This is a genomic window from Bacillus sp. Root920, from assembly GCF_001429445.1.
GTDB lineage: Bacteria > Bacillota > Bacilli > Bacillales > Bacillaceae > Bacillus > Bacillus safensis.
Genome location: NZ_LMJV01000008.1, coordinates 131,822 through 145,654, shown reverse-complemented (window position 1 = coordinate 145,654; position 13,833 = coordinate 131,822). Strand labels below are relative to the sequence as shown.

Below are 13,833 nucleotides of genomic sequence, written 5' to 3'. Positions count from 1 at the left end.
GCACATCGCATGATACTGGACAAGCTGGTTAATAAACACTTCGAAGATTTAAACAAGAATGACCTGCACATTATTAAAACAATCCATGATCATCTTGAAGAAATGAAGACAATGAAAATTCAGGACCTTGCCCGTTATGCTCATACTTCCATCTCATCCATCCATCGGCTTGCTAAGAAAATAGGGTTCGACGGCTACAGTGACTTAAAGTCTTATGTGAAATTAAATGCTTTCACTGAAGAGACAACACAGGATTTAATGCAGCTGCTTGATCAAGATATCCGGCAGACAAGAAAATATATGGAGCAGCTCGACTTTCATCAATTAAATCAACTGATTGATCGCGCACCGTATATTTATATTTATGGGACAGGAACAGCACAGCTTGATTTAGCCAATGATGTACAGCGGCAGCTATGGTCACTGCATAAGAAATCTCAAGTATTACGAAGCAAGCGGGACTTAACAGATGGAATCATTGAATTTGGTGAGGATGACCTTTTATTTATCATTTCCTTATCGGGTGAATCGAAGAATTTAGATGAAATCATTCAATTGGTGAAAACGAGACATATCAAATTTATCAGCATGACCACATTAAGAAATAACCTTCTTGCACAAAATGCCATGTTTAACATCTATGTAAGCAGCACCCCGTTTCTCTTATATAACAAAGTGGACAACTCCAGCTTTCTGCCATTTTACATTGTGGCAGATATTATCGTCAGAAAATTTAGTGAGTGGAAAGTGAACCAATTGAATAATAAGACTTAAACATAACAAATACAGTTTTGGAGAGAGATTCAATGTTGCTTCGCAAAAAAAAGAGAGACTCTTTTGTCTCTCTCAAAAAATACTGTATAACAACGGTTTTAATGAACTATATCTACTTGCGGCTGCCTTTTTCTATTCATGCTATTCAGCAGTATAATGCCCAGCAATCAGTTCATCAAACGAATCCGCTAATTTGAAATCCGTCTCATCTTCTATATCAAAGTAGTGAATCGGCGGATGCTCCTTTGTTTCTCTGTAATCCAATGCAATCCACGTATGACCATCCCCACAAATAAGCACTAGTCCCTCAGGCAATTCCCATTCTTCTATTAAATAATCACTATCCATAATGCCTTCGTCTTTGGCAATTCCTCTTAAATGATCAAATGACACATGATCCTCTGCCCATCCATTCGGCTGATCCGTGGGAAAAGCGTTATGCAGGGTATACCCGCCATTTTGTTCGAGGATCAGTTGCTTATATGTATCAGGCAGGATGACGCCTAGCTTCTTTTCCGCTTTTGCAATGCCTTTCTCATTGATTTTCTTAAATGTTTCTTCGCTTTCTCTATCTTTATCCCAAAATGGTTTCAAATAAAATACCTCCAATTGTTATTTCTATCTCATTTTACCATTTAAGAGAACTAGTTTAATAGTCCTATTCAATAAAAAAAGAGAAGGGTTCCCCCTCCTCTTGTTGGTCATGATTGTTCTTGATTTCTCGCTTCAAATTCATCCAGCATGGCACGCACTTCATCTGTTGATGATGTGTTCATTAATTGATTTCTTAAGAAACTCGCTCCTCTGAATCCTTTTACATAAATCTTAAAGAAACGATGCAACGCCTTGAATGGACGCAAGCCTAGTGATGAGTATTGATCATGGAGATCAAGATGTAACCTTAAAAGACCAAGCAGTTCATCACTTGTATGCTCCCTCGGCTCTTTTTCAAAAGCAAATGGGTTATGGAAAATTCCGCGCCCAATCATCACGCCGTCTATTCCATACTGTTCAGCGAGCTTTAAGCCTGTTTGACGATCAGGAATATCACCATTGATCGTCAAAAGAGTATTCGGTGCTACTTCATCACGAAGTTTCTTAATCTCAGGAATGAGCTCCCAATGCGCATCCACCTGGCTCATTTCCTTTCTTGTGCGAAGATGGATTGATAAATTCACAATATCTTGCTCCAAAATATGTCTAAGCCACCCGCGCCATTCATCGACCTCAGTAAAACCAAGTCTTGTTTTCACACTGACAGGTAATCCCCCTGCTTTTGCCGCTTGAATCAGCTCTGCCGCAACGTCTGGACGAAGAATCAAGCCGCTGCCCTTTCCGTTTTGCGTGACATTTGGGACAGGACAGCCCATATTAATATCAAGTCCCTGAAATCCCATTTCCGCCATTCCAATGCTCATTTGTCTAAAGTTCTCAGGCTTGTCTCCCCAAATATGAGCAACAATCGGCTGCTCATCCTCTGTAAACGTTAAACGCCCCTTCACACTTTGAATGCCATCAGGATGGCAATAGCTCTCACTGTTCGTAAACTCTGTAAAAAACACATCCGGTCTCGCCGCCTCACTCACAACATGACGAAACACAACATCTGTCACTTCTTCCATTGGTGCTAATATAAAAAATGGCCGTGGTAAATCACGCCAGAAATTTTTACTCATCTTTCATCCAATTCCTCTCATGACATAGCGCCTTAAAGGGCATGTCCTTCTGTAAATTCTTTCAGCAATTTTTATCATTATATACTTTAATATGAACCGTGCAAAATTGCAAAAAAGGACATTTGGTGATGAATTGCGGGATAAAAATATTAATTCCACTTCCAAATATCATTTTTTAGGCCGATTGAACATACAAAAATAAAAACATCCCGATATCAATGTTTTTCACAGAATCGGGATGTCACAATACATTACTGATTAATCACAAGACTTGCTACACATTCTACATGGTTGGTATGCGGAAACATATCCACAGGCTGCACTTCCTCTGTCACATACCCGCCATCTTCAAGAATTCTCAAATCACGAGCAAGCGTCCCTGGATTACAGGACACGTAAACAACTCGTTTTGGTTTCATCTTTAAAATGGTGTCAAGCAGTGCTTCGTCACAGCCTTTTCTTGGCGGATCAACGACTAATGTATCTGCTTTGATGCCTTCTTTGTACCAATTCGGAATAACCGCTTCTGCTTCACCGACTGCGAATTCAACATTGTTGATTCCGTTTAAGGCAGCGTTGCGTTTTGCGTCTTCAATTGCTTCTGGAACAATTTCAACCCCATAAACTCTGCCTGCTTTTTGTGCGAGAAATAAGGAAATCGTACCGATTCCGCAGTAGGCATCGATGACGGTTTCTTCGCCTTGCAACTCTGCATATTCAAGCGCTTTGTCATAAAGCACCTTTGTTTGAGCTGGGTTCACTTGATAAAATGAGCGGGCTGAAATGGCAAATTTGATGTCGCCAATCGTGTCATAAATGTATTCTTCGCCCCATAAAACGGTTGTTTCGTCTCCGAAAATGACATTTGTTTTCTTTGAATTCACGTTTTGTACAATTGACCGAACATGTGGGAAGCGTGCTATAATCTGCTCAATCACCTGCTGCTTTTGCGGAAAGTCAGCTGTTCTAGTAACAAACACAACCATCATTTCACCTGTTGCAATACCATAGCGAACCATCACATGACGCAGCCAGCCTTTGTGCCGCTCTTCGTTATATGCTTTGATGCCAAACGCATTGCATATGTCTTTTACTGCCTGTACCACTTCGTCGTTTTCTGACTGTTGAATCAAACATTTTTCCATATCAATGATTTCATGAGTACGCTGCTGATAAAAACCTGCAACAAGTCCGCCTTCTCGTTCGCCAACTGGAACTTGTGCTTTGTTTCGGTAATTCCAAGGGTCTTCCATGCCGAGTACAGGATGAACTTTTACACGGCTCATATCAAGCTTGCCGATCCGCTCTAAAACGTCCTTTACTTGTTTCTGTTTAAATAGCAGCTGGCCTTCATAGCTCATATGCTGAATTTGGCAGCCGCCGCACTGTTTGTAAATGGGACATAGCGCATCTTGCCTGTGCTGACTTTCCTTTGTCAGCTCCATAAGTCGTCCAAAAGCAAATCCTTTTTTGACTCGTGTGACTTTGATTTTCCCTTGTTCGTCAGGAAGGGCATTCGGTACAAAGACAGGGAATCCTTCAATTTTCGCTACACCTGCACCTTCATGCGTTAAGTCTTCGAAGGTTACATTGTAGTATTCATTCTTTTCAACAGGCGGTTTCATTTTCACCAATTTTATCACCTCATTTGCAAAGAAAAACTTGGCCGCCATAAGGAACCAAGTTCAGTCTTCACCCTATTTTTTCAGCTGTTGCTTTTGGCACAATAAATTCAATATGGCGATACAGGTTTTCAAATTCACCTGGCAGCATGCCGCCGTATTCACCATCTAAATTCAATTGCATTTTATCTTTTACATCTACCTTCACGCGATTCGCTTTTGCGTAGATGACATTGTTATCATGAATATGCTCGCCTCTAAGAGCAAGACTGACCACTCGAATGGCTTCTGCTAAATTGACCTTCTTTAGAATAATCAGGTCAAACATCCCATCATCTAAAATGGAATCTGGCGCTAGTTTTTCAAACCCGCCTACTGAGTTTGTGAGTGAAACAAGAAACAGCATGATTTCTCCATGAAACAATTTGCCGTCATATTCAATTTCGACTTCTGTCGGGCGGATAGAAGGAAGCATCTCCATGCCTTTTAAATAATAAGCAAGCTGTCCAAGCATGGTCTTCAGCTTACTAGGCACCTCATAGGTGAGCTCTGTTAACCGGCCGCCGCCAGCAATATTAATAAAATAATGACCATTGACTTTACCGATATCAAGCGGCTTCGCTACACCCTCAATAATGGCATCTGTCGCTTTTAAAACACCTTCTCGTGGAATGCCAAGTGCTCTTGCGAAGTCATTTGTCGTTCCAACTGGAATAATTCCTAGTTTCGGTCTTTTTTCAAGCGGTGCTAGTCCGTTGACGACTTCATTGATCGTGCCGTCTCCACCTGCTGCTACAATTAAATCAAAATCTCTCTGTGCGGCTTTTTCTGCTGCTTGCGTGGCATCTCCTGCACATGTCGTCGCATGACAAGAAGTTTCATAGCCAGCTTGTTCAAATTTTTGCAAAACCTGCGGTAAATTCTTCTTGAAGAGTTCACGCCCAGATGTCGGATTGTATATAATTCGAGCACGTTTCATTCATCATCATCCTATATTCATTATGCAATCTATTTTCACCACTAACAACCTTTAATTATACTATGAGATTTGAAAATGGCAACAAAACAACCACCTAATATGTGAAATCTCCTACCACATTTCCCCCAGCAAGAAAGCATTCTGATAAGATAAAAGAAAACGCTGTAAAGGATGATATGCGATGAAAAAGCCTGTCTATTTTAATCATGACGGCGGTGTTGACGACCTCGTCTCTTTATTTCTTCTCCTTCAAATGGATCATCTGAAAGTCATCGGGATGTCTGTGATTCCTGCTGATTGTTATTTAGAGCCTGCTCTCAGTGCATCTCAAAAAATCATTGATCGCTTCAGCCCTTATGAAATTGAAGTCGCTGCTTCAACTTCTAGAGGCGTCAATCCATTTCCGAAGGATTGGCGTATGCATGCTTTTTATGTAGATGCTCTGCCAATTTTAAATGAAAAAGGCACTGTTGATACTAAAGTGTCCAAGCTGCCAGCACACCTTCATCTAATTGAAACGGTTAAGAAGGCAAAAGAACCTGTCACCCTGCTCTTTACTGGTCCGCTCACCGATCTTGCACGTGCTTTAGAAGAAGATCCTTCGATCTCTAATAAAATTGAGAAATTGGTGTGGATGGGCGGCACGTTCCTTGAAAAAGGCAATGTTGAAGAACCTGAGCATGACGGGACAGCAGAATGGAATGCATTTTGGGATCCTTATGCTGTCAGCACTGTCTTTCAGGAACCGTTTCCTATTGAAATGGTCGCACTTGAAAGTACAAATCAAGTCCCGCTTACACTTGATGTACGTCAGCGCTGGGCTTCCCTTCGTTCTCATATTGGAATAGATTTTATTGGACAGTGCTACGCCTTTTGTCCGCCGCTGATTCATCATGAAACGAACTCGACGTATTACTTATGGGACGTGCTGACAACGATCACTCTTGCTTCTACATCATTTACCCGTTCAAAAGAAGTTAATGCGATCGTTTATACCGAGACGCCAAAGCAAGGACGCACTGAAGAGCATCCAGATGGAAAATCAATTCAAGTGATTGACCATGTCGATCGTGATGCCTTTTTCCACGCTTTTGAAGAGCTTATGAGAAAAGCGGTTTGTCAGATTTCAAAATAAAAAAAGCCCCGCTCATTGGCGGGGCTTCCTCTTACTCTTCTTCTGCGTACTTTTTCTTACGTCTAAACTTGCTTAACATTTCATACACGATTGGGACGATGACCAATGTGAGAAGTGTAGAACTTGTTATACCGCCAATTACGGTAACGCCAAGTCCTTTTGATACGATCTGGCTTCCGCCTTCAAATCCTAATGCGAGTGGCAGCAGTGCACCAATCGTCGCAAGTGCTGTCATTAAGATTGGACGTAATCTTGTTGTACCTGCTTCAAGTAACGCTTCTCTTGTTGAGAGACCTTCTTTTTCTTTATGAATTACGCGGTCAATCAAGACAATGGCATTAGTTACAACGATACCGATCAGCATGAGCAATCCAATCATGGCATTTAAACTGATGGTTTCTTTTGCTATAAACAATCCAAGTAGCGCACCAATAATCGTAAATGGCAGTGAGAAGAGAATCGCAAATGGTGCAAGACCTCCGCCAAATGTGATGACGAGAACAAGATACACAATGGCAATCGCTGCAAGCATTGCAAGGCCAAGCTGTGTAAAGGATTCTTCGATATCAGCACTTACGCCGCCTGTGTCAATCGTTACGCCAGATTTCAGATCAAGCTTGTCGACCTTCTTCTGAACATCTTGTGTCACACTTGAGACGTTGTCTGTTGTCATGTCACCAGACACTTCTGCGTAGATTTTTCCATCACGTTTTGTCACCGTATTTGCTGTCGTCCCATCTTTTACTTTGACGACATCACCAATTCGGACTTCTTGCCCTGTTGGTGTGGTGATCTTTTTGTTTTCTAAATCTTTTTTGCTCTTATATTCATCTTTTTCAGTTTGAAGCTTCACATCAAGTTCTTTGCCGTCCTCTGTGACTTTCGTCAGTGTTGTTTCACTATTTTGAGGTGCAATCGCTTGAGCGATTTGTGAAGCAGTTAGACCTAGTTTCGCCAGTTTTTCTTGATCTGCATTAAACGTATATTCGTCGTATTTCTCAGATAAGCTTGTGCTGACATTTTTCAGGTTTTTCTCATTTTTTAAGATGTTCTCAACATCTTTTACTGTGCCTTCAATATCACTTGCTTTGTCCCCGTACACATAGTAAGTCACGGTATTATTTGCACCAGCAGATGAGAAGTTTTGTGATTTCCATTCCCCTTTAGACGCTTTGTCTTGAAGGGCTTTGACCACGCGGTCTTTTTCTTTATCAAAGTTTGGCGTGTCATCATCATATTGTACGAAGAATAACGCACCGTTAGAGTTACCGCCAACACTTGCGGTCATAGCATTTGAAGAGCCTAGTGAATACTGAACTGTATTGACATGATCCCGTTTCATCAAATATTCTTCAGCTTTTTTCGTTTCATCAATTGCTTGCTCTCTCGTTTGTCCAGGTTCTGGTGTATATGTCACCATGGCCGTTTTCTCTGCTTCCTGTGGTAAGAAGCTGACACCGACAAGTGGTGCTAAGAATAAGCTTCCGACAAGCATAAGAATGGCAATTCCTGATGTGATCCATTTATGGTTGAGTGTCCAATTAAGTACACGTCTATAACCGCCAGCAAGCTTGCTTGGTTTATGCTCTTTTACCTTTTTCGCTGTGCCGTACAGGTTCTTTTTAAATAGAGTGTGTGCCATCATTGGAACAATTGTAATAGCGACAAGCAGTGAAGCAAGTAACGCAAACACAATCGTTAAGGCAAATGGGATGAATAGTTCACCAATCATTCCACCTACTAATGCTAACGGTAAGAATACCGCAATGGTCACAATCGTCGAAGACATGATTGGAATAAACATTTCTTTTGTGGCTTCTCTGACGAGTGCCTTGCCTTTTAACGGTTCATCCTTTAACGCCATTCGTCGATAGATGTTTTCTATGACCACTATCGAGTCATCGACAACACGCCCGATGGCGACGGTCATGGCACCAAGTGTCATAATATTTAACGTGATATCCAGCTGATTTAATAGTAAAACAGCAATCAACAGAGATAACGGTATGGAAATGACCGAGATTAATGTTGATTTGATATCTCTCAGGAACAATAGAATGATAATGATCGCAAAGATCGCTCCGATGATCGCCTTGTTCAGCATTGTGCTGACAGACTCTTTAATCGGCTCTGCTTGATCATATGTGGTGCTTACTTTAATACCTTTGTTGTCTTTTTTGAATTTCTCAAGCTCTTTTGTCACTTCTTCTGCTACACTCACTGTGTTGGCATCAGAGCCTTTAACAATTTGCAGACCGATACTGTCTTTTCCATTCGTTCTAGAGATCGATTCTGCATTTTTTACGACTTTAATATCTGCTATCTCAGATAGCTTGATCGTCGGCAGCTCTACAGATTGACTGCTTGCCGCACCTCCACCTGCTTGCTGCTGAGCTGCTGCTTGCTGCTGACTTGCACTTCCAGCCTGCTGCTCCGTACCTTGCGCACCTTGGTTTTCTGAACCGTTAGAAGGTGCTCCAGCTCCAGCGCTTCCCGCACTGCCGCCTGCACTTGGTGTGACTGGAATGCGCATGTTTTTCAAATCTTTGACGCTTAAAATATTGCCGTCCACGACAACTGATTTTTGTTTGTTGCCAAATGTATATAGACCTAATGGTACATTCACATCAGAGCCTTTGATCATGTTTTGGACGGTATCTTCATCTAGACCGTATTCTTTCAATTTCTTTTGTTTAAACGAAAATTCTACTTCTTTGATTTGCTGTCCTGAAGTTTCGACAGAAGAGACACCGTCTAATCCTTGAAGTGAAGGAACGAGATCATTTTCTACTTTTTGTGTAAGGTCTTGTAATGATTCTTTATCACCAGAGACACTAAGGGCTAGGATTGGAATCGCATTAATACTAAAGCGTGCGATTTTAGGTTTTTCTGCATTTTCAGGGAAATCGATATTGCTAATCGCATCTTCAATTTCCTTTTTTGCTTCATCCATGTCTTTGTTGTAATCGTACTCGATTTGAATGGATGATGCATTTTCAAATGAATTAGAAGTGACCACGCTGACCCCATTGAGGTTTTGAATCGATTTTTCAATTGGATCTGTCACCTTATCTGATACTTCGTCCGGCGTTGCGCCAGGGTACGTTGTAGAAACCGTAATGACTGGCGTGTTGATATTCGGGATTGATTCTTGTTTCATATTCAATCCGGCATATAGACCAGCAACTGTTACGATAATCGTCATGAGCCATACAGCGAACTTATTCTTTAATACAAAATTGATGATCGAATTCATTATATCCTCCATTTTCCTTTATGTATTGACTGACTGGTCATTCTATATCATAATAAACGGTGATATACAATGCCGTCAACCATTTCACTTGCGTTTGACGTAACATTCTAAAGCTGAAGGGGCCTTATTTCATGAACGAAAAAAAAGAAAAAATCATTAAAGCAAGCATCCAATTGTTTGCGAAAAAGGGTTTTTCTTCTACGACCATTCAGGAAATTGCAGATGAATGCGGAATATCAAAAGGCGCATTTTATTTACATTTCAAATCAAAAGAACAGCTTTTCAACCGAGCGTTTGAATATTATATCGACACCTCGATGCAAACTATCGAAATGATTCGAAAAGAGAATCAGCATCTCGCGCCGAGAGAGATCTTTCAGAAACAAATCGCTCAACAGTTCCAGCATTTTGCTGAGAACAAGGATTTTATCATTCTGATCCTCAGCGAGAACATTATTCCAGAAAACCAGCAGATTAAAAAGTATTCAAAAACTGTGAAAAAGCAAATGAACGATGAAATTCAAATTTCCATCTTGACCACTTATGGACAGGAGATCGAACCATATGTAACTGACCTGTCAGTCATGATCCAAGGAATTATCCAATCATATGTGCAGGTTCTGCTTTTACAGGATCAAATGCAATTATCATTTGATGAGCTCTCATCCTTTATACTCGAACGGTTTGATGATCTGGTCCACGGCTTGCTTCGTTCTCAGACGAAACCGATTTTGAAGCAAACCATTTGGGATGATGAAGCGCCGAGTGCTGCTTCCCTTCAAGAGGAGCTACGTTCGTTAAAGCTTGAGCATCTGCTTTCAGATGATACCGTTGTATCCATTGAAGTGATTGAAGAAGAGCTGGCTAAAGCTGAACCTCGTAAGCCAGTCATCCAAGGGATGCTGACGAATTTAGAAAAGTGTGAGGACCCTGCTGTTCTTAGAGCAGTTGAGCAATTGAAGCTGTTTCTTCAGTAACATGACGGGCTGTTTTCGATTTAGCTCACCTTTCCCCTTCGAATGTGCACTTTCGCTTATGCTTCATTATAAGAAAAGATTCTCTAAATTGATATACGGCGGTGGTCTGAATCTATGATAAGACCCTGTCATTTCAAGCAAAAAAAACCGCCTATTACATAAGGCGGTTTTTTGCGATTTAGCGCTTTTTGATTTCTTCAAGGAGAATCTTGTTCACCATCGGCGGGTTAGCTTGGCCCTTCGATGCTTTCATGATTTGTCCGACTAAGAAGCCAATCGCGCGGTCTTTACCATTTTTAAAGTCTTCAATGGATTGCGGGTTGTTATCAAGTGCTTCTGTAACGAGTTTAAGCAGCTCACCTTCGTCAGAAATTTGGACAAGTCCTTTTTCTTTGACGATTGTTTCTGCATCTCCCCCATTTTCAATGAGCTCTTTGAATACCTTTTTCGCAATCTTAGAGGAAATTGTTCCTTTTTCAATGAGCTTGATCATGCCAGCAAGTCCTTGCGGTGTTAGCTTTGTATCGTTTAGCTCTTTTTGAGCAGAGTTTAAGTAAGCAGACACTTCACCCATGAGCCAGTTCGATGCTTGCTTCGCTTCTGCACCTTCTGAAATGGTCGCTTCAAAGAAATCAGACATTTCTTTCGTCAGCGTGAGTACCATTGCATCGTATGCAGGGAGTCCAAGCTCATCGATATAGCGTTTGCGGCGCTCGTCTGGAAGCTCTGGAATCGATGCTCTTACGCGTTCTTTCCACTCGTCATCAATGTACAGCTCCACCAAATCTGGTTCTGGGAAGTAGCGGTAATCATCAGAGCCCTCTTTAACACGCATCAGAATCGTCTTTTTAGACGCTTCATCATAACGGCGGGTTTCCTGTTCGATCAAGCCGCCAGAAAGCAATACTTGCTCTTGACGCTTTTCTTCGAATTCAAGGCCTTTTTGTACGAAAGCGAATGAGTTCAAGTTTTTGAGCTCTGTCTTTGTACCAAACTCTTCACGGCCGATTGGGCGAAGAGAAATGTTGGCATCACAGCGAAGTGAGCCTTCTTCCATCTTACAGTCAGAAACGCCTGTATATTGAATAATGGATTTTAATTTTTCTAAGTAAGCATACGCTTCTTCTGGTGTGCGAATATCTGGCTCAGATACGATTTCAACTAGCGGTGTACCTTGACGGTTGAAATCGACGAGTGAGTAACCGTCGCCTGTGTGCGTCAGTTTCCCAGCATCCTCTTCCAAATGGAGACGCGTAATACCGATTCGTTTTGTTTTGCCTTCTACTTCAATTTCAATCCAGCCGTTTTCACCGATCGGTTTATCAAATTGAGAAATTTGATACGCCTTTGGGTTATCAGGATAGAAGTAGTTTTTACGGTCAAATTTTGTATCTGTTGCGATTTCACAGTTCAGCGCCATGGCCGCTTTCATCGCAAAGTTCACCGCTTCTTTGTTCAGTACAGGCAGTACGCCAGGATACCCAAGATCGATGACACTTGTTTGCGTGTTGGCAGCTGCACCAAAAGGTGTCGGCGAGCTTGAGAAAATTTTTGATTGTGTTTTTAGCTCTACGTGGACTTCAAGTCCAATTACCGTTTCAAAGTTCATTCTAATTCACCCCTTACAGTTCAGGTTTTGCTTTATGATGATCTGTTGCTTGCTCAAAAGCGTGAGCCACGCGGTACACTGTTCCTTCGTCAAAGTGCTTGCCGATGATTTGCAGTCCTAACGGAAGGCCATTTGCAAATCCACAAGGCACACTGATTCCTGGAACGCCTGCAAGGTTAACAGGGATCGTTAAAATATCGTTTGCATACATGGTTAGCGGGTCGCTTGTCTTTTCACCAATGTTAAATGCAGGAGTCGGCGTTGTAGGTCCTACAATGACATCATACTTTTCGAAAACATCTTCAAAGTCTTTTTTGATCAATGTACGGACTTTTTGCGCTTTTTTATAGTACGCATCGTAATATCCTGAGCTTAGCGCGAATGTACCAAGCATGATGCGGCGCTTCACTTCGTCTCCGAAGCCTTCAGAACGAGTATTTTTGTATAAATCAATCAGGTTGTCTGCATTATCTGTACGGTAGCCATAGCGGATGCCGTCAAAACGAGCAAGGTTTGCAGATGCTTCTGAAGAAGACAGTAAGTAGTAAGTCGCAAGCGCATATTTAGAATGCGGAAGAGACACTTCTTCCCACGAAGCACCAAGTCCTTCTAATACTTTTAACGCTTGAAGAACAGATTCTTTTGCTTCCTCGCCAACGCCTTCGCCAAGGTATTCTTTCGGCACAGCAATTTTCAAGCCTTTGATGTCGCCAGTTAATGAAGAAAGAAAATCTGGAACATCGACATTTGCACTTGTTGCGTCCATTTGATCGACACCTGCAATCGCTTGAAGAACATATGCGTTGTCTTCTACATTACGTGTAATCGGACCAATTTGATCTAATGATGAAGCAAATGCAATTAATCCGTATCTGGATACACGGCCATATGTCGGCTTAAGACCGACAACCCCGCAGAAAGATGCCGGCTGACGAATAGAGCCGCCTGTATCTGATCCAAGAGAGAACGGTACTTCACCTGCTGCAACAGAAGCTGCTGATCCACCGCTTGATCCGCCCGGAACGGTGTTTAAATTCCATGGGTTTTTCGTCGCTTTGAAGCCTGAGTTCTCCGTAGAAGATCCCATAGCAAATTCGTCCATATTTAATTTACCAATTGTGACTGCTTCTGCGTCTCTTAGGCGGTTCACAACGGTTGCATCATAAATTGGATCAAAGTTTTGCAGGATTTTACTTGAAGCTGTTGTACGCAAATCCTTTGTAACAATGTTATCTTTCACACCGATCGGCATACCGAACAATAGGCCAAGCTCGTCCTTTTCACCAACTGCCTCGTCCAATTCCTTTGCATACGCACGTGCTTTTTCTTCGTCCAGTGCAAGGAATGCTTGTACTTTCCCGTCTACTTCATTGATTCGTTTATAAGACTCGTCCACTAAATCAGAAACAGACAGTTCCTTTTTATGTAAAAGCTCTTTTAATTCAGAAATTTTGTGATCAAACAGTGACATGTCTCGGGCCTCCTTTAGTCCAAAATTGATGGCACACGAATATAGCCGTCTTTATGATCAGGCGCGTTTTTGACGACTGCCTCAATGGAAAGACCTTTATTCGGAACATCTTCTCTCATGACGTTTTTCATTTTTAATACGTGTGTAGTAGGTTCAACGTTTTCCGTATCTACCTCGTTTAACTGCTCTGCAAATGAAATGATGCTATCAAGCTGTTCTGTAAACATCTCAGCTTCTTCTTCTGTAATCGCAAGCCTTGCTAAATGGGCAACGTGCTTGACTTCTTCTATTGAAATTCTTGACATGCAGGTTCACCTCCAAAAATGATGCGTAC

General features: G+C 41.7%; 10 protein-coding genes and 1 pseudogene. 3 read left to right on the top strand and 8 right to left on the bottom strand.

What is annotated here, in order from left to right:
* Positions 1-9: 9 nt before the first annotated feature.
* Positions 10-774 (top strand): MurR/RpiR family transcriptional regulator, encoded by a 765-nt coding sequence (locus ASE42_RS14395; protein ID WP_056767588.1) that lies wholly within the window; start codon positions 10-12, stop codon positions 772-774.
* A gap of 144 nt (positions 775-918) precedes the next feature.
* On the opposite strand, the pseudogene ASE42_RS14390 reads toward ASE42_RS14395, so the two are convergent.
* The 4 genes and pseudogenes from ASE42_RS14390 to ASE42_RS14375 all read right to left on the bottom strand — a co-directional run.
* Positions 919-1,368: pseudogene (locus ASE42_RS14390) on the bottom strand (SMI1/KNR4 family protein); the annotation flags it as partial.
* Between the two features lie 107 nt (positions 1,369-1,475).
* Positions 1,476-2,450 carry a tRNA dihydrouridine synthase gene (locus ASE42_RS14385; RefSeq protein WP_056767586.1) on the bottom strand — a complete coding sequence of 325 codons (975 nt, stop codon included), beginning with the start codon at positions 2,448-2,450 and terminating at the stop codon, positions 1,476-1,478.
* Between the two features lie 251 nt (positions 2,451-2,701).
* Entirely contained in the window at positions 2,702-4,081 is a 1,380-nt protein-coding gene (rlmD, locus tag ASE42_RS14380) for a 23S rRNA (uracil(1939)-C(5))-methyltransferase RlmD (RefSeq protein WP_056767859.1), read from the bottom strand.
* Between the two features lie 61 nt (positions 4,082-4,142).
* Complete coding sequence (locus tag ASE42_RS14375; protein ID WP_024424554.1) at positions 4,143-5,051, bottom strand: diacylglycerol kinase; 909 nt, start codon at positions 5,049-5,051, stop codon at positions 4,143-4,145.
* A gap of 181 nt (positions 5,052-5,232) precedes the next feature.
* Between ASE42_RS14375 and ASE42_RS14370 the strand changes: the two genes are divergently transcribed.
* Complete coding sequence (locus tag ASE42_RS14370) at positions 5,233-6,186, top strand: nucleoside hydrolase (protein WP_056767584.1); 954 nt, start codon at positions 5,233-5,235, stop codon at positions 6,184-6,186.
* Positions 6,187-6,217: 31 nt separating this feature from the next.
* Here the strand turns inward: ASE42_RS14370 and ASE42_RS14365 are convergent, their stop codons facing one another.
* Positions 6,218-9,442 (bottom strand): efflux RND transporter permease subunit, encoded by a 3,225-nt coding sequence (locus ASE42_RS14365; protein ID WP_056767582.1) that lies wholly within the window; start codon positions 9,440-9,442, stop codon positions 6,218-6,220.
* A gap of 131 nt (positions 9,443-9,573) precedes the next feature.
* On the opposite strand from ASE42_RS14365, the gene ASE42_RS14360 reads away from it, so the two are divergent.
* A complete protein-coding gene (locus ASE42_RS14360; protein ID WP_056767579.1) occupies positions 9,574-10,419 on the top strand; it encodes a TetR/AcrR family transcriptional regulator in 846 nt (281 codons plus the stop codon).
* Positions 10,420-10,597: 178 nt separating this feature from the next.
* On the opposite strand, the gene gatB is transcribed toward ASE42_RS14360, so the two are convergent.
* The 3 genes from gatB to gatC are packed head-to-tail and all read right to left on the bottom strand — an operon-like array spanning position 10,598 to position 13,804.
* Positions 10,598-12,028: an Asp-tRNA(Asn)/Glu-tRNA(Gln) amidotransferase subunit GatB gene (gene gatB / locus ASE42_RS14355; protein ID WP_056767576.1), complete on the bottom strand. Its 1,431-nt coding sequence runs from the start codon at positions 12,026-12,028 to the stop codon at positions 10,598-10,600.
* Positions 12,029-12,041: 13 nt separating this feature from the next.
* Positions 12,042-13,499 carry an Asp-tRNA(Asn)/Glu-tRNA(Gln) amidotransferase subunit GatA gene (gene gatA, locus ASE42_RS14350; protein ID WP_041116096.1) on the bottom strand — a complete coding sequence of 486 codons (1,458 nt, stop codon included), beginning with the start codon at positions 13,497-13,499 and terminating at the stop codon, positions 12,042-12,044.
* 14 nt (positions 13,500-13,513) lie between these two features.
* Positions 13,514-13,804 (bottom strand): Asp-tRNA(Asn)/Glu-tRNA(Gln) amidotransferase subunit GatC, encoded by a 291-nt coding sequence (gatC, locus tag ASE42_RS14345; RefSeq protein ID WP_024424549.1) that lies wholly within the window; start codon positions 13,802-13,804, stop codon positions 13,514-13,516.
* Between the last annotated feature and the right edge of the window lie 29 nt (positions 13,805-13,833).

Coding starts and splice junctions, on each gene's coding strand:
- ASE42_RS14395 (WP_056767588.1), top strand. CDS start 10: ATGATACTGGACAAGCTGGTTAATAAACACTTCGAAGATTTAAACAAG.
- ASE42_RS14385 (WP_056767586.1), bottom strand. CDS start 2,450: ATGAGTAAAAATTTCTGGCGTGATTTACCACGGCCATTTTTTATATTA.
- ASE42_RS14375 (WP_024424554.1), bottom strand. CDS start 5,051: ATGAAACGTGCTCGAATTATATACAATCCGACATCTGGGCGTGAACTC.
- ASE42_RS14370 (WP_056767584.1), top strand. CDS start 5,233: ATGAAAAAGCCTGTCTATTTTAATCATGACGGCGGTGTTGACGACCTC.
- ASE42_RS14365 (WP_056767582.1), bottom strand. CDS start 9,442: ATGAATTCGATCATCAATTTTGTATTAAAGAATAAGTTCGCTGTATGG.
- ASE42_RS14360 (WP_056767579.1), top strand. CDS start 9,574: ATGAACGAAAAAAAAGAAAAAATCATTAAAGCAAGCATCCAATTGTTT.
- gatB (WP_056767576.1), bottom strand. CDS start 12,028: ATGAACTTTGAAACGGTAATTGGACTTGAAGTCCACGTAGAGCTAAAA.
- gatA (WP_041116096.1), bottom strand. CDS start 13,499: ATGTCACTGTTTGATCACAAAATTTCTGAATTAAAAGAGCTTTTACAT.
- gatC (WP_024424549.1), bottom strand. CDS start 13,804: ATGTCAAGAATTTCAATAGAAGAAGTCAAGCACGTTGCCCATTTAGCA.